Consider the following 23,341-nt stretch of genomic DNA (forward strand, 5'->3'; position numbering starts at 1 on the left):
TGACTTCCGTTTTCTGTAACAATCCTTCCCTGTTATTTATTTGTTTTGAAATAATAAAAACTGGGATGCACCCGTAAGATAGTAAGCAAAGACGCTATGCAAGTTCCGCAAATTGCTAGTAATAACTTACGTACATATCCTGAACCTTCTCTTAATTGTTGAATTTTCAGTTGAATATCATGGCTATCTTTTACGTCATAATTTTTCATACCACATTTTTTTAGTAATAAATTGGGTTTCATTTATGACCGTGACATAGAAATGGAACAATATCGCACAATCCCTTTGCATTTTGTAATTTCATTAGTAGTCTACTTGGTGGTTTGTCTGTTTCTCCAACCGAAGCAGAAATATCCAACGGTTGCGTAGTTATTAAATCTAAAAATTCATGAGGAAGCTCTGTTAGCATACTTAACGCATCTGTGGTTAAACCTCTTTCTTGGACTAACTCTTCAAAGCGTAATTTAGTACTTGGTAGCTCTGCTTCCTCTCGCAAATCTTCAATATTGCAATCTAGAGATTTAGCGATCTTAGTCAAATGTTGATGCTGGGATTCCAAATCTTCTAGTTTTCGTTTGCACACAGACTGTGTACTATAGAATGCCAAAAAAGCTAGGTGTAAACCAGAAAGCTTACTTAATTCTTCCAGGGTTAAACCTTTTTGTTCAACCATTTCAAGAATTTTAAGCTTGAAAGCTTCTCGATTGGCTACAGGCTTGACTAACTCCCATACAGGTACATTCAATTTGGCTGCTATTTTTCTAAGATTAGCTGCTATTTCCTCCGTTAAACTTTCAATAGTTGTATATGATTGAATATCCTGCAAAGGAACGCTTGAAAGCTTACTAAGTTCCTCTAAAGATAGACTCTTGGCTTCGGCAAATTCTTGAATACGAAGATTAATCATTTTTAGATTATTTATACTACAAAATAATGCGTAGTCTTAAAAACTACATTACCAAAAATTGCTTAGGATGGTTAAAAAATTAACAATGATTTTATACTAGACTAAGTAACAATTCTTAACTTAAGAGACGCGAGATTGAGTATTTAATAGATCGCGCCTCTCAGTCTAATTACAGATTTAAAGCGTTAATCACTCCATAACCCCATTTGTCATCAAATGTGTTTGCGGGTTGGCCAGGAATTGCACTATTTTTACGTAGCAAGTCTTTCACAGCAGCCGGATCGAGTTTTGGATCTCGCTGCAAAAGCAACGCCACTAACCCACTAACGAACGGTGTCGCCATACTCGTACCAGCCTGAACCACAAATTTAGAATTAATCATTGATGAACGGTCAAAATTTGCATCGGCGGAAAGGGTGGAAACAATCATTGCTCCTGGTGCTGCTACATCGGGCTTCTGTGCATCATTGCGTAGAGGTCCTTCACTACTAAATTCCGAAATAGTATCCAATTCTAAGCCCATTTCTCGCACTTGGTTATCAATATCTGTGTACTTAGTTTTAGTTGTATAGGCAGCAACTGTAATTGCACTGCTGGCGGCTCCTGGCGAACCAATTTTTAACGCATCCTTGACGCTTTTACCTGTGAAAAATACTGACGAACTGTCATCTAGTGTCCACACATTTAAACATGTGTCAGTTGAAGAAGGGTTGCGGACTCGCAGCTGCCAAATACCTCCCATGACTTGCGAGGGGCCAGTACCACGTATTTGCACAAAGAAATTATGGTCGCTATTAGCTTTATCTGGCCCTGGTGTGGCCAATTGCACCCGTGCATCTGGTAACTGGTAATCTTGAGCGGCATTACCGTCAGTAATTATTTTTTGGAAGGGGGTGACAAAACCGTTAGGACTCCGCACAGATACTTCCAATTCGCTGTCTTTAGAATACCAAGCATTTAACCAAACTATGCCTACTTGATTCAGAGGAACATTAAAGCGCATACCACGAGTGCGTCCACTGGGTATTGTCGCTTGTCCATGAATGTTATCGTTTCCTTCGTTACCCGCAGCACAGCAAACAATTCTTCCAGGGCCACTTTCGGCATCGATGACTTTAGATAAAGAATCACTACCATCATGGGCATCAGCGTGTCCACCCACGCTGAGATTTACCACTGCTGGCCGTCCCAATTCTCTAGCAATTCGGAAAATATAACGCACACCATCTGCAATGTGGGCATCCTGTAAATCCGATCTGACGATAACTAATTCCGCTTCTGGTGCGACACCGCTATAACTTGCATCAGCACCAGCAGCAATGCCCGCAACGTGAGTACCATGTCCGCCAGTATCCTGAGAAATTGTCAGTTGCGCTCCCGTAAATTCACCGCCATAGCCGCCCTCTGCAACTCCTGGCCCTGGCAGTGTTTGATCCCAAATGTGTAAAATTCGTCCAGCAAAGGCGGGATGTTTGGGATCGATGCCACTGTCTATAATGCCGATGATTACTCCTTTACCAGTCAGTCCGGTTTTATTCTTAAATTCCGGCAATTTGACTGTTTCCATTGCGGTGTCCATCCTCAAATGAAGTTTGCGTGATGGCTTAATCCGGTGGATAACATCTTCTTCAGATAGGACATCTAAACTCTCTATCGGTAAGAAAGCCGTCCGCACACTCCCAGAATTTTGATTGACTTCAATATTATATTGTGATAAGTAACTTAAGTCTGCATCATGGTCGCAGTAGATAAAAACGACGCTTTTAGTTGGCTTTACCGGGCTTTTGTGGGCAATAATACCAAGGGATTTTTTGTGTGTAACTAAAGCTTCATCTCCTTCATTTTGATAGTCTTGAAATGCCAAAAGTAATCCGGGAGAAAGTTTTTCGTGTCTCATTTTTACCTCAAACTCAATTTATTTCCTAAAAGCAAAGAACGAACCGCCAAGTACGCCAAGTACGCCATCGCGTAGCGTCTCGTAGAGAAGAGATAAGAAATTAAAAAAGAGATTTGGCGCAGCTTCACAAAGAAACGGTATAAGTTTTTCCTAAGACAATTGCTAATTAATAACTCATATTCCTGAATTATGTCTCCCTGATAATGATTTATTCTGGCTAATGAGACAACTTTGAACAACCGCATCTAAAAATTACCCACTTCTGGGGTAACGGGTAATTTGGATGAAGCTATTAAATTAATCCATTGTCTGCCTAAATCATTACGGACAAAATGAAGAAAATAAAATTAAGAATAATTAAGGAAGAAATTTAACAAATATTAAAAACTAAAACAAATTGTAGTCAAAATAGTTAAGACTGATAACATTTGCGTATAAAACTGCATGAAAAAGGCTAAATCACTAATGAATACTGAAAAATGACAGATTCTCTATCATAAGTAAGAGCCATAAAGAAGCTAATATTTGCAACGATCGCTTCTAAAGTCACTGTGAGTAATTCATGCAAATTCAAACACCAGACTGGGTGAAGCACGCTGTTTTCTACCAAATCTTCCCAGATCGTTTTGCCAGAAGCAAACAGCCGCGCAAACGGTTATTGCAAGAAGCCCGTTGGGAAGATTGGGACTCTATGCCAACACTCCAAGGCTATAAAGGCGGCGATTTATGGGGCATCATGGAGGATTTAGACTACATCCAGAAATTGGGGATTAACGCGATTTATTTCACACCCATTTTTCAATCCGCCAGTAATCACCGCTATCATACCCACGATTATTATCAAGTTGACCCGATGTTAGGGGGCAACGAAGCTTTTAAAGAATTGCTAGATGCAGCCCATCAACGGAATATCAAAGTCGTTCTGGATGGGGTGTTTAACCATTCCAGCCGGGGCTTTTTCTTTTTCCACGACGTTTTAGAAAATGGCCCCCATTCACCTTGGGTAAATTGGTTCAAGATAGAAGGCTGGCCTCTAGCACCCTACAATGGTGATTTACCTGCTAACTACGTGGGTTGGGCTGGTAATCGCGCTTTACCAGAATTTAATCACGATAATCCAGAAGTACGAGAATACATTATGGAAATTGCCGAATATTGGATTAAACTCGGCATTGATGGTTGGCGATTGGATGTACCATTTGAAATAAAAACTCCTGGCTTTTGGCAAGAATTCCGCGATCGCGTCAAAGCCATCAATCCCGAAGCTTATATTGTGGGCGAAGTGTGGGGAGATTCCCGCCAGTGGTTAGATGGAACGCAATTTGACGGCGTGATGAATTATCTCTTTGCTGGTCCGACAATTGCCTTTGCAGCTGGCGATCGCGTAGTCTTAGAACAAGTCCAAAGCCGCGACTATCAACCTTATCCACCCTTATTTGCCACCGAGTACGCCACCAAAATCCAAGAAGTACTGCAACTTTACCCTTGGGAAATTCAGCTGACTCAACTCAATTTGCTTGCAAGTCACGATACAGCCCGATTAATGACCATTGCAGGTGGCGATATAGCCAGTGTGGAATTATCAACTCTATTATTACTGACCTTTCCCGGTGCCCCCAGCATATACTATGGTGATGAAGTTGGTTTACCTGGTGGCATAGATCCCGACTCCCGCCGTAGCTTTCCTTTAGAGAGTAACTGGAATCAAGAAATTTTTAATACTCACCATCAATTAATTGCCCTACGTCAAACTTATCCAGCCTTGCGTACAGGTGATTACCAAGTCCTTTATGCTCAAGGACAACTTTACATCTTTGCGCGAACTTTGGACAAAGAAGAATTGATAATTGCCGTCAACGCCGGCACAAGTTCAGCAACAGCAAATCTAGATATCACCAGTTTGCATACTCAACCCAGCAAACAGTTATATGGCACTGTTGAAGTTGAGTGGAATAGTGAAGGAGAAACTCAGCAGTTGTCATTGACTATTCCTGAACGCAGTGGGTGCATTTTGGGGAGTTAGGAGTTAGGAGTTAGGAGTTTTGTTTATCTCCTTGTCCCCCTGCCCCCTGCCCTTACTTCCCTGCCACCATTGCAGGTATCAACACCGCGTCAATAATATGGATCACGCCATTGTCTGTAAGAATATCTGTTTTAAGGACATTGGCGTTATTCACCTTAAATTTACCGTTGACAGATTCAATGGCGACAATTGACCCCTCAAGCGTCTCTGCCTCGTTAATCTGTACCAAATCATCAGACCTGACATCTCCACTAGCGATATGATACGCTACAATTTTTTGGAGCTTGGGAATGTCTTGTAATAACAAATCTAAAGTTCCCTCTGGCAGATTAGCAAAAGCTTCGTCAGTTGGTGCAAAGAGGGTGAAAGAACCAGGGCTTTTCAAAGTTTCGATGAAATTTACAGCTTCAGCAGCCTTTATTAAGGTATTGAAATTACCTGCTGCGATCGCAGTTTCCACAAGGTCAGCCATGAGGGTGGGTTATTTAATACTACAAGTTACTTATAAAGTGACTAAAATATCTTAACCTCTATCAATAGAGAGGTTGCCGGCGATTAAACAGACAGCAGCAGACTGATTTACTACTGTTACACTGGAGAATGACCCCAAAAACCACTGATTATGCTAAAGCGTTCTAAGTTCGAGACAACTCAATCTCAGATTATGCACCGTGCTGAGGATCTGATTGGTGCAGCCTCAAATCGTTACCGCATTACGGTTCAGGTGGCAAATCGTGCTAAACGTCGGCGTTACGAAGACTTTGAAAATAACGAAGATGCGATGATGAAGCCAGTGTTAAGGGCAATTATCGAAATGTCTGATGAATTAACTCAGCCAGAAATTATCGGCGAACTATAAGATTGAGTGATAAGTGCTGAGTGTTGAATAAGTCAAATCCATATTTTCACTCAGCAAAGCCCAAAATATTGTTTTATGAAAAAGAAAAAATTTCTGTTTAAATCAATTTTCTCAAAACTCAAAACTCACTACTGGCTCAACGCCCCGCCAACGCTAACAGCAATACTGCTTACCTTAATAGTAGTGAGTATAATTGTTTTGTGTTCCGGGGCTGACAAATCAATATATACAAATTTATTTAATATCCAACCTGCTTCTGCCCAGAGAATCACCCCTAGCGATGTTTGGCAGCTAGTATATCAGCAATTGCCAGATTTCCCACGAGAAAATAAGTATATCAGTAAAGAAAATGGGAAAGTTGCCGAAAACAATACCTTAGCAAATCGCCTAATTAGATATCACATTTATACCAAAGGGCGTGCCCCAATTTATCGCTTAGATTGGAAGCTAACTTTAGCTGATTACCTGGGTGCGAACGAAATTATGTATGATACTACCTATCCAGGAAATGATTCACTACGAGAAAATCCGATAGAAGGCGATCGCAAAGCTATCAAAAGTCTCACCCGCAGCCAACGAGATGCCCTAGTAAAAGTCTTAGTCAATATATTTAATCCTACTTCCCAAAATACCCAATCCCCTAACCCCAATACCGCACCCAGTCCAACGACATCAACTACCCCACAGCCACCGCAACGAGGAGGCGCAGAACTACTTAAGTAACAAATTTCCCTTTGCGTCCCTCTGCGTTAAACCTCTGCGTACCTTTGCGTTTAAAAAACCAAACTATGGAACGCCTTATCAAAACCGGATCGGGTTGGCGTATTGGCTGGAACCCAAATACACCTGAGTTTAAAGGTTTAGTTGGTACAGATGATTGGGCAATTGAGTTAACCGAAGCCGAGTTAAATGATTTTTGTCATCTACTAGCACAGCTAGCAGACACCATGAAGCAACTCGCAACTGAATTGATGGAAGAGGAAAAAATTACTTGTGAAGCCGAAAGCGATTTATTATGGATGGAAGTAGAAGGCTATCCTGATAATTACAGTCTCCGCTTCATCTTGAATACAGGGCGATGTGTAGAAGGTAAATGGAATGCTTCTGCCGTTCCAGATTTACTGCAAGCTAGTGGGATGCTGAAGGTTTTTTAAATTTGCCTCTTGATTTTCCTATAGTTTTGCTATATAATAGTAATTCTGACCGGGGCGTAGCGCAGCTTGGTAGCGCGCCACTTTGGGGTAGTGGAGGTCGTGGGTTCGAATCCCGCCGCTCCGATTGATGATAAGCCATACCTGCTAATCTTTTAAAAAGATTGGCAGGTTTTTTCATAGCTTTTACCTGAAAAAAGCTAACCGAACAGTAAATCGGCATCTACCCGCACAATCAAATTTTGTCAAAAATAAGTGATTAGGCGGACTTAATATAAAATCTCTAGCAGATGAGTAGGTAGATTGGCATGAGTGAAAGTACAGAAACGATTTTCAGCAAAATCATTAGTCGGGAAATTCCCGCCGATATTGTTTATGAGGATGATTTAGCTCTAGCATTCAAAGACATCCATCCCCAAGCGCCCGTTCACATCCTGATCATTCCCAAAAAAACCATTGCTACACTAGCTGACGCTGAATCTGAGGATCATGCTCTGTTGGGGCATCTTTTGTTAACTGCTAAACGTGTTGCTGAAGTTGCTGGACTCAAAAATGGTTATCGAGTTGTCATCAATTCAGGTGATGACGGTGGACAAACAGTCCATCACTTACATTTGCATATTCTGGGAGGACGGCAGTTGGCTTGGCCTCCTGGTTGATGAGAGGTAGGAGGCAGGGGACAGGGTAATATCAAGTCCGGTTAATTACTTATGATTACCGCATTTGTGCAAAAATCAGGAAAACCTCTTTCTCCCTGCACCCTGCTTTTTAGCATCAAAGACGTGGTGCTTAATTCTGGCAGCACCTTTTCACTTGACTGTACGGTAGTGTAAAAACAATTCACTTCCAACCTGACGAGTTTCAATAAGTTCAAGATGAGGAGCAGCATTGGGAACAAAACCCTCTCCTTCCACTGGGCTAGGGGCGTGCTTTCCTCCAAAAATGACCGGCCAAATGGTCAACCACCAATCGTCAATTCGCCCTGCCTTAACTAGAGCAGCTGTTAAAGAGCCGCCTCCCAAAGCAACGACCTTGTGAATACCTCGCTCTGCCATCAAGGTATAAGCCCGATCCCAGTCTAGGTCTGTATCGCCCAAATCAATTAATTCAGCCAGTTTTTGCAAGGTTGTTGTATCAGAATTGCGCTCTAAAGCAGTTCGTGTGGTAAATATCCATCGCTCAATGTCTTGACTCAAAAAAGGCAAGTCCGGCGATAGGTCAAGGGAACCTGAAACAACGCAAGTAATCGGCTGGGGAGACTGACCCCGAACTTCACGTGCTGCCAACAGTTCGCGATCGCGAATTGTAAAGGTTCCCCCCTCAGCCCGAATTGTCCCCGCTCCTACCAAGATTAAATCGGCAAGGGAGGCTTGATACTCCAAGTGTGCTTGATCGACTACATCGGGTTCACGAGGCGCTTTCGGATCTACGGCACTAATTTTACCATCGGCAGTCATGGCAAGAACCACAGTTGTTTGGATAGCTGACATGATTATTTTGTAACGATTCTTTATAATTTTACCTTTTTGAATCCTTTGCTATGAATTGTTATTGCATTGTGCTTTAGATCACTTTCTAGGCTATGGCTCTAGGTGTTAAAAGAGTTGTTGTTGGATAATTGTCTCTACCCAAGAGTCTAACAAAAGTAATTTTTTACACCTAAGATACTGCCATGCCCAAATCTATATCTGCAATCGTCGTATTTGTCTTAATTTTAATTTTGGGGTTTACATCTCCAGTTCAAGCTGCAACTCCCCGTTCAACTTGGGTGGTGAATGAAATTTACCAATACAATCATCCCTTTGCTTCTCAATTGCCTCAAGAATTGGCAACGAAGATGCAAAAGATCAAAGATGAAGCTAGCCCTTTCACCTTTTATCGGGGGACAGATCACATTTTTTATCGTGATATGCAGACCTTGCCAAGTTCAGGATTTGTGAATTCTTCAACCTCAGCCATCTGGTTAGACGGAGATATGCATCTACAAAACCTTGGAGGGATCAGAGATAGTAACGACAACAACATTTTTGACACCACCGATTTTGATGAAGGCTATCTTGGCCCTTACGTTTGGGACTTGCGACGGATGGCAGTCTCTATTTTGTTGGCAACTAAAGAGAACAATCTTAGCTCAAGTGATGGTCAGGATATTGTCCGTAATTTTTTGGATGCTTATCTAAACAAGATGAGTGACTTTAAGGGAACTAACGACGAACTGTCATACCGTTTAGAATCCAGTAATACAAATGGTGTGGTCAAAGATTTGATTCAAAAGGCATCAGATAACAGCCGTTCTGACTTGCTAAACAAGCACACGCAGTTAAATAACATTAACAATAGAGTATTCAAGACGACCTTAGAACTTCAGCCTGTATCCAACAGCACCTACTCTGACATTGTTGGGGCTATGAGCAGCTACATCGCGTCAATTCCTAGTAGTAAGCGCTACAACAATAGTTACTATACCCTTAAGGACATTCGGCTTAAATTAGGTTCAGGTATTGGCAGTCTTGGTAAGTACCGATATTACTTGCTGATTGAAGGCCCAAGTTCAGCAACCGACGACGATCGCATTTTAGAGATGAAGCAGGAAGGCAGTAGTGCAGTTGCGATCGCAGTTCCAGGTTTGCTGCCAACTTCAGTTTACGGAAACCACGAAGGAGCAAGGGTGACGATCGCCACGAAAGCGATACTCTCCAATACCGATCCTTTGGTTGGCTATACTACCGTCAATAGTATACCTTTTATGCTGCGTGAAAAATCACCTTACCAAGTAGACTTTGACTATAAGTTGCTAACCACTAAATCAAAATTCATGGATGCGATGGGGTATGTAGGGAAAGTGGTTGCCAAAAACCATGCCATCTCTGATAAAGACTACGATGCTGCGATTATTCCCGTCAGCGTTGACAAAGAAGTGACTGATATTGTGAGCGGTAACAAGGCTGTATTCAAAGATGAAATTGTTAACTTTGCATTGGACTATGCAACTCAAGTCGAGTATGACTACACGAGTTTTGTTAATGCTTATAACCAAGGGGTAACACTCTACTAGAACACACCATTGGACCTATTGGAAAATGGCACTCAGCTTACTGCTAGAAAATGAAACTTGTATGATCGTTGTTAAAGTTCCTCTTTTGCAATATTATGAGCGAATTACAGACCCAACTAGCAACCGATACCTGGATAACAGCAACTTGGGATGAATATATCCAAATAATTGAAAATCCTGCCTACGAAAAAGCCAAGGGCTACTACCACAATGGACAGATGAGGATTGAAATGCCACCAATCGGGAATGACCATGCCAGCGATCATACAATTATTCTCTTTGCTGTTAACTTGTTTGCGAGCATTAAAGGCATTGCTCTAAATGGCAAGGATAATTGTACATATCGGAAAACAGGCTTTAAAGAAACTCAACCTGATGTATCTTACTATATTGGCGAAAATGCTGATGTCATTCCCTACGGCACTTCTATCATCAACCTAGATATATATCCACCACCAGATTTAGTTATTGAAGTAGCTAATACCTCACTTGCTGACGACCAAGGTGAAAAACGACTTTTGTACGAAGATTTAGGAGTGAAAGAATACTGGATTTTAAATGTCCAGAATGTCCAAGTTATGGCTTTTGCTATTGAAAACCAAGGTAGTAGGCGGATTACGGAATCTCAGGTATTACCAGGATTAGCAATTTCTTTATTAAACGATGCATTACGGCGAACTCGTCAAATAAATCAAAGTCAAGTTGGTGCTTGGTTATTAACCCAATTTCAGCAATAATTACAAACTGCTTGCTTTGCGGTAGAGAATCGGGAGTAGGGAAAAAGAAAAGGATACAAAGCAATTAATGCCCGATCGCACTATAGCAATCCTATCTGATTTGTGAGAATTGTAAGCCGTAGATTCCCCGCTTCTCAAAAAAGTCGGGGATATTGTTTCTCACGAATAGTTCAAGATTGCACGAATGTAAAACTAGCCCTCATCCCCCAACCCCTTCTCCCACACTTGGGAGAAGGGGAGCCAATTTTAAAGTCTATTTCAAAGTCCCTCTCCTTTGGGAGAGGGATTTAGGGTGAAAGCTCATTGATTTATGCAAGAAGTCTAAATAGTTCAAGATTGCACTAATATGCTGTGGCTAAAGTCACCCTTTCAGGTGAAGTCATACAGACTACTAACACCTAGTATGAAGGAACATTAAGCAACTATGAAGCGAATTATGCGTCTAGTTGTTATTTGATTCATAAAAATTTAATCCCAAAGCTTAACAATTCCGTATTATCCACTTGTCCTCTAATTAAAGGCTACTCTTATATAGTAAAATTTACAGGCTTCTATAATATGGCTACGTACATAGAAATTCCAGTTATTGGCAAAGTAAAGTATCCATTGCGCTGGCTGGTGGGGCTGATGGCCGGGAGTGCTTTGGTTGTAGGTTCCATAACAACTTACACCTTGGTAAATCAAGGGACAAACAAAGAAGATATTGCTCAACTAACTGTGCCAGTGTCAGCACAAAATGTCACCTTGCGGATTACAGCTAGTGGTAAAGTCGTGCCGATTCAGAGCGTAAATATTAGTCCGAAGAATCCTGGCGTGCTATCGCAATTATACGTGGAACAGGGCGATCGCATTCAACAAGGACAAATTCTCGCCCGGATGGATAGTGCCAGTATTGAAGCCCAAAGGAGCCAGTACCGTGCTAACTTAGCCCAAAGTCAAGCACAACTAGCCCAAGCCGTTGCTGGTAGTCGTCCTCAAGAAATCGCTCAAGCTAAGGCGCGATTAGCCCAATCTCAAGCCCAATTAACCGCAGCTAAGGCTGGTAATCGTCCCCAAGAAATTGCTCAATCTCAATCGCAAGTGGATGCAGCTCAAGCAAGGGTGAATTACACCAGCGAACAGGTAAAGCGTTACCAATATCTATATAAAGAGGGAGCAGAGAAAAAACAATTACTCGATCAAGCCATCAGCGACGACAAAAGTGCTAAAGCCAATTTAGAAGAAGCGAAAAAACGATTTTCCTTAGTTAAAACTGGTACTCGAACTGAAGAAATCGACCAACGCCAAGCTGCTGTTAACGAAGCACGGGCAGCATTGGTACTGTTACAACAGGGAACTCGTTCTGAAGAAATTGCCCAGCGTCAAGCGGCTGTTGCGGCTGCTGAGGCTGAGTTAAAGGGTGTACAAGTGCAGTTGGAAGATACTATTATTCGCGCTCCTCTGTCGGGAATTGTTACCCAAAAGTATGCCGAACCTGGTGCATTTGTCACACCCACAACTTCTGCTTCTACTAGTGCGTCAGCAACTTCTAGTTCAATTGTCGCTGTAGCACGCGGTTTAGAAATATTAGCTCAAGTTCCCGAAGCCGATCTTGGCAGAATGAAACAGGGACAGCAAGTGGAAATTGTCGCCGATGCCTATCCCGACCGGATTTTTAAAGGTCATGTGCGCCTGATTGCTCCCGAAGCAGTGATAGAACAAGGTGTGACATCCTTCCAGGTGCGGGTTGCTCTGGATACTGGCATAGATAAACTGCGTTCTGGCTTAAATGTGGATCTGACTTTTTTAGGCGATCGCGTTAATAATGCCTTGGTATTACCAACGGTGTCAATCGTCACCCAAAAGGGTAAAACTGGTGTACTCGTACCAGATGCAAACAATAAACCCCAGTTCCGCGAAGTTACAGTTGGCGCACAAATTCAAAACCAAACTCAGATTTTAGGGGGAGTTAAAGAAGGCGATCGCATTTTTGTTAACCCACCTAAAGATTACAAAATTGAGAAGGCTAAAGAAAAAAATAATTCGTAATTCGTAATTTATATAAGATATGAATTTTCTGGAAAGCATGAATATGGCGGGGAAAACCCTGCTGTCAAATAAGCTGCGTAGCGCCCTGACGATGTTGGGTATTGTTATTGGCAACGCTTCGGTGATTGCCATGATTGGTATTGGCGAAGGTGGGCAGAAATACGTAAATAAACAGTTGGAGTCATTAGGGCCAAATGTGCTATTTGTGATTCCAGGTAATCAAGAAACTGAGAGGATTTCCTTTGAAGTACCAAAAACTCTGGTGTTGCAAGATGCAGATGCGATCGCTTCTCAAGTCCCAACTGTAATAGGAGTTGCACCAGAGTTAAACAGAAGACAGGTAGTGACATACCGCAACAGAAACACCGATGTCAATATCATTGGTACAACTCCTTCCTTCCTATCAGTGCGGGATTTTGAAACTGCTAAAGGCAGGTTTTTCTCTGAGGTAGACATTAAGCGAAGTAACCAAGTGGTAGTGCTAGGTGGAGACTTGGCAGAAAAATTATTTGGTAATAATAACGCCATCGGTCAACAATTGCGAATTGGCAATACCAGCTTTCAAGTGATTGGGACATTAATAACTAAAGGTTCCAGTGTGGGAGCAGATTATGATGATGCTGCCTTAATACCAATCACCACATCTGCAAACCGACTTGTGGGCAAGAATTCTCCTTATGGTATTGCCTTAGATTACCTCGTTGCTGCCGCTCGTGATTCCGAGAGTGTGGATGCAGCAGAATTTCAAATTACTAATTTGCTGCGTCTACGGCACAAAATTAATGGTGAAGATGACTTTACCCTTCGCACCCAGAAAGATGCTTTGCAAACTGTCGGTCAAATTACAGGTGCATTGACAATTATGCTAGCTGCGATCGCAGGTATATCGCTGTTTGTCGGCGGCATTGGCATTATGAATATCATGCTAGTCTCCGTCACCGAACGCACCCAAGAAATCGGATTGCGAAAAGCGATCGGGGCAACTGAGCAAGATATTTTGCTACAGTTCATCATTGAAGCTGTGATAGTTTCTGCTGCTGGCGGCTTAGTCGGGACTGCGATTGGTATTAGTGGCATCTTATTAGTGGGAGCCTTGACTCCTTTAGAAGCGAGTCTTTCTCCTGTAGCGATAACTATGGCTGTTGGTGTGTCTGGGGCTATTGGTTTATTTTTTGGCGTTGTTCCTGCGCGTCGCGCTGCTAAACTCGACCCCATTGTGGCTTTGAGAAGTGCTTAGATACATCATCACAAAAATCATCACAAAGACGCGATAAATCGCCGTCTCTACAATAATCAGTCGTTTTGTACAGACGGCGATTCATCGCGTCTCTTGCCTTAACCGAACAGCTATAAAGACATCGATGCGCGATCGCAATAACCCATTGAAGTAATTTTGCTGAAAAACGGGAAAACTATGATTAATCCCTTATGGGGAAATTTCTATAAAAATCCTGAACAGCAAAATGCTCAAAAAATCTCTACTTAACTGTTTAATTTTGCCTGTTTCTCTAGTCCCCTGGCTCTGCGTGGGAACGCTTTTTGATTCCCCAGCCAATGCTTTACCAGGGCAAAGTACTGAGGAAGTGGGTACTTGGATTAAAGCACATCCTACACTCCGCCCCAGGAGAGGCGAGCAATTATTTGTGCAAAAGACTGATACTGCTGCCCAACGATTCACTTTTCAAGCGTCGGTATTGCCTCCTGGTAGGGTGGAGTTTTCCAAAGACCGTGGCAGAATTCGGACTGAGCGCATTACTATGTACGATGCTATTAATGGCATGACATTTGCGCGTCTCCAAGAATCCTTGCGGGTAATTTATGGCTTAGAGATTTATCAAGACTACGATCGCGCTCAAGTAGTGTATCAATATCCTAATCAGAAAGTAGTTAATTCATCGCGTCTGGCCAAAACTCCGATTCGGGAAGCCTTAAAGGGAGAATTACGAGTAGGCGATCGCTATGTATATTGGGTGGAAGTTGCCCAACCCAAGAATGGCAAAGCTTTTACCGGTCAAATGACGGTTTTGCTCAAAACTGACCTAGAAAAGCTAGAAAATGAACTGCAAATTCGTTAATGGCTATTTGTCATTTGTCATTTGTCATTTGTCAAGAGTTAGAAATTCTTCTCCTGCCTCACCTGCTCCCTCATCCCCCTCATCTTTTCTCGTTTAAAGATGACTGAATTGGTGTTCTACAATTTCCCCAACCCTATAGGAGCTAAGGTTTGCCATATACCCGAAAAGATACTTTCAGCTGCTAAGGAAATTCGTAGTAAATCTTCTTTGAATAGTGGCGGCCAATCAACCCCGGCTTTACGCCCTGCGCCAAATAGCTGTTGGGCTTTAATGGTTAACTGATAAAGGGCTAAAGCCAGTTCTCGGTCTATGCTCTTTGCATCTTTGAGGGCTTCAAACACCACTTTCAATGCCAACAAAATCGAAGTGATCTGACCGGGTACCGGCGGCTTTCCCTGTTTCATACGCATTAACAGCGCATCTGGGTTTTCCTCGGTTGTAATTGTCTGATCTATGAGGAGTTTCCTAGCTGTTTCGTAATTCATGTAGTCAGTTTAGCGCACATTTGGCTTCAGCAGTAATACTTAATTAAAAAGTCATTAAACGGGTTTCTAATTATTTATAGCAATCTCTGATGATTTGTGAAATGATAGGCGTGGGGAAAATGATCGGGAATTGGCGATGCTCTAGGTTCACCAGATAGACTGAATATAATATCTTTGAAAAATACACCTTACTAGGAATCAGAAGTAAAATGATCTCACCGAATTTACTAGAAATTGAGCGCTCTATCCTTGCCTTGTCTGTAGAAGAACAACTTTGGCTGTTAGAAAGTATTGTTCGACAAATCCGAGAAAATGAGTATGCAAAAGATAAATTTTCTGATGCGAACCATCTAGAGGGACAATTGCAATTGACGGCTATTGAACCAAATATTAAAACAGAAATTGCTACTATAAATGATGAGTTTGCGATTTCTGAAATACTCTGATATATAGACGTAAACATTATGAAACTGCCAGACTTAAAAAGTTAAATATACAAGTTATCGGTGAGCGTAGGCGCAGCCCGCCGTAGGCATCGCAGTCTTTAAATTAATCATTTACATAGCAAAAACAGTTTTGTTCAGTAATAAAAACAAGTTTGTATGTAATAGAGATTGCCCAACTATTTTGGTTTACACGGAGAAGTGGCGATCGCAAATTCCCTTTTAATTTTGTTTCATCTATCTTTACGATTCAACCTCACTGTGGTAAATACGCTCTGATGATGTTGCTGATTATTAGTCAATAGGGACAATCTCGCAAAAACAAATTTTCAGCGTGCTTATTACATTGTTTGAAGTTATGTAGCCTTTTGATTACGGCCTATCAACCACTGCGGTAAACTATGCGTTGATTATGATTCTTTCGCAGAGAAGAACACTCGAAAGGAGCCGTTTATTCAATGTCTCATTCTGTAAAAATCTACGATACCTGCATTGGCTGCACCCAATGCGTCCGCGCTTGCCCTACTGATGTACTTGAGATGGTTCCTTGGGATGGCTGTAAAGCTGCTCAAATTGCCTCTTCACCCCGTACAGAAGACTGCGTGGGCTGTAAGCGCTGCGAAACCGCTTGTCCTACCGACTTTTTGAGCATCCGGGTTTACCTGGGTGCTGAAACAACTCGCAGTATGGGTCTAGCTTACTAAAAAGCTGAGTGCTGATCGGAGTGCTGAGTGCTGAGTGCTGAGATAAAAAGAAGTAAATCAGAAATACAATTTTTTGGTTCTTCACTCAGCACTCTTCATGAAATCGCAATTTTAGATTGGGGATATAATCTCTGGATGTCTAAATCCTAAAAGCTGTATTTATACCGTCAGGTCAAAAGCTGACGGTTAATCTGCTTTCAAAAACCAAAATCCATAACAATACCTAGTGGTATGGGGAGTAATTTACTCCCTTTTTTTATTTTCAAAACGTCAACTTTGTGGTAGAGACTATACTGGATTTAATCATCCTGAAAAAAAAGTGGCGTGAAGAATGTGCGGAATTGTTGGATATATAGGCACTCAAGCGGCGACAGATATTTTACTGGCTGGACTGGAAAAACTAGAGTATAGGGGCTACGATTCGGCTGGAATCGCCACTATTTGGGAAGGTGAGGTAAATTGTGTGCGGGCAAAGGGCAAACTCCATAACCTGCGTTCTAAACTCGAACAAATAGAAAGTCCTGCCCCAATTGGTATTGGTCACACACGTTGGGCAACTCATGGTAAACCAGAAGAGTATAATGCCCATCCCCATTTGGATACAGCAAAACGAGTAGCTGTCGTGCAAAATGGCATTATTGAAAACTACCGCGAGTTACGCGAAGAACTCAAAGCCAAAGGACACATATTTCTTTCTGAAACCGATACAGAAGTAATTCCCCATTTAATAGCCGAATTTTTAAAGAATCTTCCTCCCTCATCTTCCTCATCTCCCTTTTTAGAAGCAATTCGCCAAGCTGTTAACCACCTCAAAGGGGCATTTGCGATCGCCGTTATTTCTGCTGATTACCCCGATGAATTGATTGTTGTTCGCCAACAAGCACCTTTAGTAATTGGTTTTGGGCAAGGGGAGTTATTTTGTGCCTCTGACACGCCAGCGATCGTTGCCTACACCCGTGCGGTGCTACCTCTGGAAAATGGCGAAATTGCCCGCCTTACGCCTTTGGGGGCTGAGATTTACAATTTTGCTGGCGACAGGCTGAAAAAACAACCCCGACTGCTCAACTTCAATCCGGCAATGGTTGAAAAGCAGGGCTTCAAACACTTCATGCTCAAAGAAATCCATGAGCAACCAGGAGTAGTAAGAGCTAGTTTAGACGCATACTTTAATCCAACGGAATCCACCGAATCACCAATCAATCTTGGTTTACCTGCGGATTTATACAAAGATTTAGAACAAATTCAGATTGTCGCCTGTGGTACTAGTTGGCACGCAGCATTAATCGGAAAATATTTACTCGAACAACTCGCAGGAATTTCAACTCAAGTACATTACGCTTCTGAATATCGTTATGCACCATCACCCGTAACAGCTAACACCTTGATTATTGGCGTTACCCAATCAGGTGAAACAGCCGATACCCTAGCAGCTTTGACAATGGAAAAAGAACGTCGCCAGGGGAAAGAACTCAAATATCAAGCGCGACTACTAGGTATTACCAATCGCCCAGAAAGCAGCCTCGGTCATTTAGTGCCGCATATTATCAGTACCCTAGCGGGAATTGAAATTGGGGTAGCAGCGACGAAAACTTTTACCGCTCAATTGATGGCATTTTATGCTTTAGCATTGGATTTGGCCGCTCGTCGTCAGACAGTTTCAAAAGAAACATTAGATAAAATTATTAATGGGTTGCGGCAGATTCCTAAAGAAATTGAGGCAACTTTAGAAAGTCAGGAACGTTTAACCGAACAGCTAGCCCACGAATTCGCCGAAACCCAAGATTTCATTTTTATCGGAAGAGGAATTAACTTTCCTATAGCTTTAGAAGGGGCGTTGAAATTAAAAGAAATCAGCTATATTCACGCCGAAGGGTATCCGGCTGGAGAGATGAAACACGGCCCGATCGCTCTTTTAGATGCGAAAGTACCAGTAGTGGCGATCGCTATACCTGGTAGTGTATATGAAAAAGTTATTTCTAATGCCCAAGAAGCCAAAGCCAGAGATTCTCGCTTAATTGGCGTAACTCCCGTCAACGATGGCGAAGCTGCGGAAATCTTTAACGATCTTCTTCCCGTCTCCCATGTTGAAGAATTACTTTCTCCAATTCTGACAGTAGTACCTTTGCAATTATTGGCTTATCATATTGCCGCCCGTCGCGGTTTGGATGTCGATCAGCCAAGAAATTTGGCCAAGTCTGTAACGGTGGAATAGTCTATTTATAGTAGTAGCGCCCAGACGCTACTACAAGCCAATGTGCAATTCTTCATAATTTTTTGAGGACTATCTCAAAAAAACCTTTGTTGTAGTCATTGTAAAAATGAGCTAGTCTAGCTAATCGGGCTATATATGGCAAGAAGAGGAAGTAAATGGTTAGCAGCATCTCTACAGTAGATCTGTTTTGTGGTGCTGGAGGACTAACTCATGGGTTTGAGCAAGCAGGTCTTCCAGTCAAAGCTGGATATGATATTGATCGAGCTTGTAAATTTCCATACGAGTACAATAATAAAGCAAAATTTATACTGCAAGATGTCGAATATCTTAGCGGTTCTGATCTGGCAAAGCATTTTTCTGGCAGCACCATTAGAGTTTTAGCAGGATGTGCCCCTTGTCAACCATTTTCAAGTTATTCAAGACGTTATAACGATAAAGAATCAAAGTGGAAGCTATGCCGTGATTTTGCTCGTCTGGTAGAAGAATGTGAACCAGAGATTATTTCAATGGAAAATGTGCTTCAGTTAAAACACCATCCAGTGTTTCATGAATTTATCGATAAATTAGAAAATTTAAACTATTTTTTGGAATCTTATGAAGTTAACTGTCTAGATTATGGAATCCCTCAATCTCGAAAGCGATTAGTTTTACTGGCTTCAAAATTTGGCAAAGTTAACTTAATTCCACCAACACATGATGCAGAAAGATACGAAACAGTAAGAAAAGCTATTGAACATCTTGAACCACTTTCTGCGGGTCAAAAGTCTAAGATAGACCGACTCCATCTATGCAGTAAGCTATCTAATCTGAATCTTCGTCGTATTCGTGCTTCAAAACCCGGAGGAACTTGGCGAGATTGGCCTAGAGAATTAATTGCAGAATGCCACACAAAAAACAGTGGTAAAACTTATCCTGCGGTCTATGGTCGGATGGAATGGGATCGACCTAGCCCGACTATCACTACACAGTGTTTTGGATTTGGTAACGGTCGTTTTGGACATCCTGAACAAGATAGGGCTATATCTCTTAGGGAAGCAGCATTACTACAAAGTTTCCCAGCAAATTACGAATTTTTCGCCCCCAATGAGGCTTTAGGATTAAGTCATATAAGGCGATTGATTGGAAATGCTGTTCCAGTTAAACTAGGCGAGGTTATCGCTCAAAGCATACTAAATCACCTTGAAGTTGTCCGTTAAGGATTTCCTCTAATAGATAAATCCAAATAGTCCTTATTAACTAAATACTGTTCAATATTTTGTAGAATTTGTCTCAAATATCTAATCACTTTACTCTTAATCTCTAGAAGCTCATCAGCAGTTTTGTCTCGTCCTACCTCTGCAAAAGATTTAAAGCCATGTGCCAAAAGATTTCTGTTTGTTTTAATAGTTACTAAATCACTTCCATGTGCTGTTTTAGCATAGTCAGTTGTATGTGAAAATCCATACTCATCCGCCGTAATTCTGATTCGGTTTCCATCAATATTGCCTGAAAATAGATTTTCTTTATCAAATCCAGCAGTAATAATATCAATAGAGATAGCTGTGATGCTCGAAAATATTTTATCAGGATTTCGTTTTTTGAGGTTTTGAATGACTATTTTCTTAAGTTCAGGTCTAATTTGATCGTAGGAAACCCCTTTACTGCTAAGTTCACCAAATATTGTTTCGATAGCATTTCGCATTGTTGCTTCCACAAGATTATAGAGCAATAAAAACCCGCTTGCTTTCAAAGTTTTTATTAACTCAGAATCAATCTTTCTAATTTTTGGGTTTCCTTCTTTACCTTGCATACTTAATTTAGTAGTGCCATCTTCTAAGGTCTTCAAAAAAATAAAATATTTGCTTACTTCTTTAGAGCGTTCATTGAAATCCTGAAATAACGCACTGGTCATAATTTACCGAGAAGTTGATCGCGCACATACTCAATACGCTTAATTACTTTAGGTCTGGAATTACTTGCATCTGACGTGGTGTAATCCTTAAATTCTGGTGAGTCAAGCCAGTGCATTGATTGAGGTTTAAGATTGCTTTTTTCTCTCAGCGCAAGTGCAACACCTACAGAAATTGCCTCAAATCTAATTCTTGGTGTTCTTACATGTCCTTCTTTTTTGCTAAATCCATTTGGAAAATATTCTTCAACAAAATCTAACATTGCGTGGAATTCATTTCGCATAGCTTCTCTGTCTATTCCACTATGGTTATGTTTTTCTAGATATTCATCGAGAAAAATATTAACACGTCTGTCGAAATTCTTGTAGTTATTTAGATATGCGAAAAAGCGTAATACAAATTCCTCTGGTTCACGTTTACTAACAAGTACTTCTGAGAATGAACATAGTTGGCGAAATTTAGGATTTTTAGCAAGTTCTTCAAGAAGATTAACAAATGGGCCTGGAGATATGCCTCTACGCTTCTCCATATAATTTAGTTCTACACTACCTGTATTGATGCGTTCAAACATATCTATTCTTGTTTGTTCATCAGATTTATCCGTTAGTACAATCATGCGAATAGTAGCCCGATTGAAGCGTCTTCTTCGTGCCAGTGGTAAATCTTTAAATTTAAAGCCGTTAAGTTTTTGTAGTTTGTCTAGCCCACAAAGCCTTAACTCATTATTTATGAATCTGTCTAGTGTACGGATACGTTGAGTACCATCAACAATTTCTAACCGAGATTCATCATCTTTTGGTCGTAAATCAGCAACCAAAATATATGGAATTGGTAATCCTAGCATAATAGATTCAATAAACTTTGACTGCTGAGATTCTTCCCAAATCATTTCCCGTTGATAGTCTGGTATATACAATTCATTAATGTCTTCATCCAGCCCATCTCTATATTTTTGGACAAGCACTTCTACTGGATACTCTTTTGTATCATAATCAACTATTTTTTGTTTTTCACGAATTTCTGCTTCTGCTGCTTCTCTTTGATCATCTGTAATTTCTGGTTCTGTTGGTATGTTTGGGGCTTTTGCCATCTTGCTCTCCAATTTGGATAGAGTAGATTTATCAGAGTAGGAAACCCTTAACAATTCATTCTATCACCTGTACATTCACTCACCTACTCGCAAGAACACTGGAGCGATCGCTACTCAGATATACAAAACAAATACCCAAGTGACGTAAAATTAAACTCCATTTACTTCACGGCTTCACGGCTTTCAAAAAAAAGTCCAAAGCTACCTAAAAAAGAGTTGGACTTGGCTAAACAACGGATGAAAGAATTTGTGAATCAAGAGAAAAATCAGCAGGAGAAAGCTTCTTCTCCAGAAGGTAATAAGTCCAAGAAGGGTAAAAAACGATGACTTCTAACACAATTTCTTGGGATTCTATCCGTGATGAGGTTTTAGCAGATCCAGAGGTAAAGGCTGAATACGATGCCTTGGAATCTGAATTCCAGTGTGCAAAACAAGTTATTGCTTTAAGGAAGGCTAGCGGCTTAAATCAACGGGATTTTGCTAAGTTGGTTGGCATTAAACAGCCACAGCTAGCTCGGATTGAATCTGGGAAACAGGTTCCTAAAATTGAAACTCTAGCAAAACTTGCTAGGAGTGCAGGTTACGATGTCGAGATTCGCTTTGTAGCACCCAAAGGAAAGCGATCGCACAAAGTCGAGCCTCTGAGGATTTCTGCTAAAGAGTTAGTTTAGTCCTGTGATTGCTCTCACCAAAAGCATCCCTTTTTACTTGGATAACTAGCTATCCAATAAAGCAGGTGACTCAAGAGCCATTACTCTTACAAAATTGCGATCGCAGATCAATTCTCTAAAATCTCCAATTATTGCGGTGCTGTCCCCATCTGCCACAATTCTTGTAAATTGTAATTTACACTCGTGACTGCGAAATCTGGCTCTTTATGAAACGGTTGCTGCACATAGCGAATTGAACAATTACTATCAATTACATCTGCCGGAGGCACTTTTACCAGTGCAAAAATAAAGTTCTCAGGCTTATTTAAGGCAGTGATAATTTCATTCTTGGTTACTGTCACTGTCTGGCCAGATGCAATTCTTCCCTTGACTTCAATAAACCGCAACTGCCCTGTTTTCGGGATGCGTGACTCAATATCATAGCCGCACTTCTGGGTACTCACATCAGTTGGTTCGTATCCTAAATTGCGTTCTACTTCCATCACAGCCTTCATTGCTGCCTGTTCTACCCGTTCCGTCTCCCTGGCAAACATCGCTGTTGTTGCCTGTTGTTTGCCTTGCATTCGTTGCAGCAAGCCTACTGAAACTACCAACGCACCCCCAACCACCACAGGCGGTAATGGCGATAATCTACGTTCTTGCTCTAATTCCTCCAAGCGTTGCATTAACCGTGCTTGTAAATCATCCGCTCGCTGACGTGCTTTACCTGAGTTAATTTTGGCATTAGGCTTGCCAGCTTCCTCTTGCATTTTCAGTTCTTCTGCCCGATGATCCCAGTAATTAATCTCCTTGGTTAATCTATCTTTTACTGCTGTCATGGTCTTAGCAATCAGTTCCTCTTTGCGCTGCTTGAGTTCTTGAAGATGTTGGGGAACAAGGTGAGCGATCGCATAACTCTTGGCTTTTGCTTCTAAATCTTCTCGCAACCAAGATTCTTCTAAAACTTTTTCTACAACACCCTTTTCCTCGTCTGTTAGCGGACGGTAATTGAGGTAAGGTGCGTAACCTGCATTGTAGGTACTGCCTTCTGGGTTGATTTCCACATATTGCATCCGCCGCGATACTAAACGCCTAGAGCCATTTAGATTTGTCCGCGCGTCTTGTATAGAATGTTC

At 41.4% G+C, this 23,341-nt stretch carries 23 protein-coding genes and 1 tRNA gene; 16 read left to right on the forward strand and 8 right to left on the reverse strand.

Going from position 1 to position 23,341, the window contains the following annotated elements; genetic code table 11:
• Positions 1–238 precede the first annotated feature (238 nt).
• A complete protein-coding gene (locus HWQ37_RS26505) occupies positions 239–907 on the reverse strand; it encodes a helix-turn-helix domain-containing protein (protein WP_292753123.1) in 669 nt (222 codons plus the stop codon).
• A gap of 169 nt (positions 908–1,076) precedes the next feature.
• Positions 1,077–2,804 (reverse strand): S8 family peptidase, encoded by a 1,728-nt coding sequence (locus HWQ37_RS26510; protein WP_292753126.1) that lies wholly within the window; start codon positions 2,802–2,804, stop codon positions 1,077–1,079.
• A gap of 562 nt (positions 2,805–3,366) precedes the next feature.
• Between HWQ37_RS26510 and HWQ37_RS26515 the strand changes: the two genes are divergently transcribed.
• Positions 3,367–4,827 carry a glycoside hydrolase family 13 protein gene (locus HWQ37_RS26515; RefSeq protein ID WP_292753128.1) on the forward strand — a complete coding sequence of 487 codons (1,461 nt, stop codon included), beginning with the start codon at positions 3,367–3,369 and terminating at the stop codon, positions 4,825–4,827.
• A gap of 52 nt (positions 4,828–4,879) precedes the next feature.
• Here the strand turns inward: HWQ37_RS26515 and HWQ37_RS26520 are convergent, their stop codons facing one another.
• On the reverse strand, positions 4,880–5,299 hold the full coding sequence (locus HWQ37_RS26520) for a fasciclin domain-containing protein (protein WP_292753130.1): 420 nt from the start codon (positions 5,297–5,299) through the stop codon (positions 4,880–4,882).
• A gap of 150 nt (positions 5,300–5,449) precedes the next feature.
• On the opposite strand from HWQ37_RS26520, the gene HWQ37_RS26525 reads away from it, so the two are divergent.
• From HWQ37_RS26525 to HWQ37_RS26545, 5 genes are all read left to right on the forward strand, one after another.
• A complete protein-coding gene (locus HWQ37_RS26525; protein ID WP_292753133.1) occupies positions 5,450–5,686 on the forward strand; it encodes a DNA-directed RNA polymerase subunit omega in 237 nt (78 codons plus the stop codon).
• A gap of 75 nt (positions 5,687–5,761) precedes the next feature.
• On the forward strand, positions 5,762–6,409 hold the full coding sequence (locus HWQ37_RS26530) for a hypothetical protein (RefSeq protein ID WP_292753135.1): 648 nt from the start codon (positions 5,762–5,764) through the stop codon (positions 6,407–6,409).
• Positions 6,410–6,474: 65 nt separating this feature from the next.
• The gene (locus HWQ37_RS26535; protein ID WP_292753138.1) at positions 6,475–6,840 is read left to right on the forward strand and encodes a DUF1818 family protein; all 366 of its coding nucleotides are present in this window, start codon (positions 6,475–6,477) and stop codon (positions 6,838–6,840) included.
• Positions 6,841–6,890: 50 nt separating this feature from the next.
• Positions 6,891–6,964, forward strand: a tRNA-Pro gene (locus HWQ37_RS26540).
• Positions 6,965–7,145: 181 nt separating this feature from the next.
• The gene (locus tag HWQ37_RS26545) at positions 7,146–7,496 is read left to right on the forward strand and encodes a histidine triad nucleotide-binding protein (RefSeq protein WP_292753140.1); all 351 of its coding nucleotides are present in this window, start codon (positions 7,146–7,148) and stop codon (positions 7,494–7,496) included.
• 150 nt (positions 7,497–7,646) lie between these two features.
• Here HWQ37_RS26545 and HWQ37_RS26550 read toward each other — a convergent pair whose 3' ends face one another.
• Positions 7,647–8,327, reverse strand: a complete 681-nt coding sequence (locus HWQ37_RS26550; RefSeq protein WP_292753143.1) for a RibD family protein — start codon at positions 8,325–8,327, stop codon at positions 7,647–7,649.
• 182 nt (positions 8,328–8,509) lie between these two features.
• Here HWQ37_RS26550 and HWQ37_RS26555 point away from each other — a divergent pair, with 182 nt between their 5' ends.
• The 5 genes from HWQ37_RS26555 (at position 8,510) to HWQ37_RS26575 (ending at position 14,732) form a co-directional block, all read left to right on the forward strand.
• Positions 8,510–9,892: a DUF2252 domain-containing protein gene (locus HWQ37_RS26555; RefSeq protein WP_292753146.1), complete on the forward strand. Its 1,383-nt coding sequence runs from the start codon at positions 8,510–8,512 to the stop codon at positions 9,890–9,892.
• A 95-nt stretch (positions 9,893–9,987) separates the two neighbouring features.
• A complete protein-coding gene (locus HWQ37_RS26560) occupies positions 9,988–10,629 on the forward strand; it encodes a Uma2 family endonuclease (RefSeq protein WP_292753149.1) in 642 nt (213 codons plus the stop codon).
• Between the two features lie 558 nt (positions 10,630–11,187).
• Complete coding sequence (locus tag HWQ37_RS26565) at positions 11,188–12,657, forward strand: efflux RND transporter periplasmic adaptor subunit (protein WP_292753152.1); 1,470 nt, start codon at positions 11,188–11,190, stop codon at positions 12,655–12,657.
• 19 nt (positions 12,658–12,676) lie between these two features.
• Positions 12,677–13,894: an ABC transporter permease gene (locus tag HWQ37_RS26570; RefSeq protein WP_292753155.1), complete on the forward strand. Its 1,218-nt coding sequence runs from the start codon at positions 12,677–12,679 to the stop codon at positions 13,892–13,894.
• Between the two features lie 226 nt (positions 13,895–14,120).
• The gene (locus HWQ37_RS26575; protein WP_292753157.1) at positions 14,121–14,732 is read left to right on the forward strand and encodes a hypothetical protein; all 612 of its coding nucleotides are present in this window, start codon (positions 14,121–14,123) and stop codon (positions 14,730–14,732) included.
• A 116-nt stretch (positions 14,733–14,848) separates the two neighbouring features.
• Here the strand turns inward: HWQ37_RS26575 and HWQ37_RS26580 are convergent, their stop codons facing one another.
• Positions 14,849–15,217: a Dethiobiotin synthetase gene (locus tag HWQ37_RS26580; RefSeq protein ID WP_292753161.1), complete on the reverse strand. Its 369-nt coding sequence runs from the start codon at positions 15,215–15,217 to the stop codon at positions 14,849–14,851.
• A gap of 209 nt (positions 15,218–15,426) precedes the next feature.
• Here HWQ37_RS26580 and HWQ37_RS26585 point away from each other — a divergent pair, with 209 nt between their 5' ends.
• The 4 genes from HWQ37_RS26585 (at position 15,427) to HWQ37_RS26600 (ending at position 19,772) form a co-directional block, all read left to right on the forward strand.
• Positions 15,427–15,663 (forward strand): hypothetical protein, encoded by a 237-nt coding sequence (locus HWQ37_RS26585; RefSeq protein WP_292753164.1) that lies wholly within the window; start codon positions 15,427–15,429, stop codon positions 15,661–15,663.
• Between the two features lie 455 nt (positions 15,664–16,118).
• Positions 16,119–16,364: a photosystem I iron-sulfur center protein PsaC gene (psaC, locus tag HWQ37_RS26590; RefSeq protein WP_015175986.1), complete on the forward strand. Its 246-nt coding sequence runs from the start codon at positions 16,119–16,121 to the stop codon at positions 16,362–16,364.
• Positions 16,365–16,695: 331 nt separating this feature from the next.
• Positions 16,696–18,576: a glutamine--fructose-6-phosphate transaminase (isomerizing) gene (gene glmS, locus HWQ37_RS26595; protein WP_292753167.1), complete on the forward strand. Its 1,881-nt coding sequence runs from the start codon at positions 16,696–16,698 to the stop codon at positions 18,574–18,576.
• A 155-nt stretch (positions 18,577–18,731) separates the two neighbouring features.
• On the forward strand, positions 18,732–19,772 hold the full coding sequence (locus HWQ37_RS26600) for a DNA cytosine methyltransferase (protein WP_292753170.1): 1,041 nt from the start codon (positions 18,732–18,734) through the stop codon (positions 19,770–19,772).
• On the opposite strand, the gene HWQ37_RS26605 is transcribed toward HWQ37_RS26600, so the two are convergent.
• Together HWQ37_RS26605 and HWQ37_RS26610 are read right to left on the reverse strand one after the other, a co-directional pair.
• On the reverse strand, positions 19,769–20,467 hold the full coding sequence (locus HWQ37_RS26605; RefSeq protein ID WP_292753173.1) for an MAE_28990/MAE_18760 family HEPN-like nuclease: 699 nt from the start codon (positions 20,465–20,467) through the stop codon (positions 19,769–19,771). The two genes, HWQ37_RS26600 and HWQ37_RS26605, sit on opposite strands and share 4 nt — an antisense overlap.
• A complete protein-coding gene (locus HWQ37_RS26610) occupies positions 20,464–21,555 on the reverse strand; it encodes a DUF262 domain-containing protein (protein WP_292753176.1) in 1,092 nt (363 codons plus the stop codon). The genes HWQ37_RS26605 and HWQ37_RS26610 overlap by 4 nt, the downstream gene beginning before the upstream one ends.
• A 323-nt stretch (positions 21,556–21,878) precedes the next feature.
• Between HWQ37_RS26610 and HWQ37_RS26615 the strand changes: the two genes are divergently transcribed.
• On the forward strand, positions 21,879–22,226 hold the full coding sequence (locus HWQ37_RS26615; RefSeq protein WP_104908183.1) for a helix-turn-helix transcriptional regulator: 348 nt from the start codon (positions 21,879–21,881) through the stop codon (positions 22,224–22,226).
• 128 nt (positions 22,227–22,354) lie between these two features.
• On the opposite strand, the gene HWQ37_RS26620 is transcribed toward HWQ37_RS26615, so the two are convergent.
• A complete protein-coding gene (locus tag HWQ37_RS26620) occupies positions 22,355–23,278 on the reverse strand; it encodes a protein NO VEIN domain-containing protein (protein ID WP_292753182.1) in 924 nt (307 codons plus the stop codon).
• Positions 23,279–23,341 lie beyond the last annotated feature (63 nt).

This window comes from Nostoc sp. NMS4 (assembly GCF_017115095.1).
GTDB lineage: Bacteria > Cyanobacteriota > Cyanobacteriia > Cyanobacteriales > Nostocaceae > Nostoc.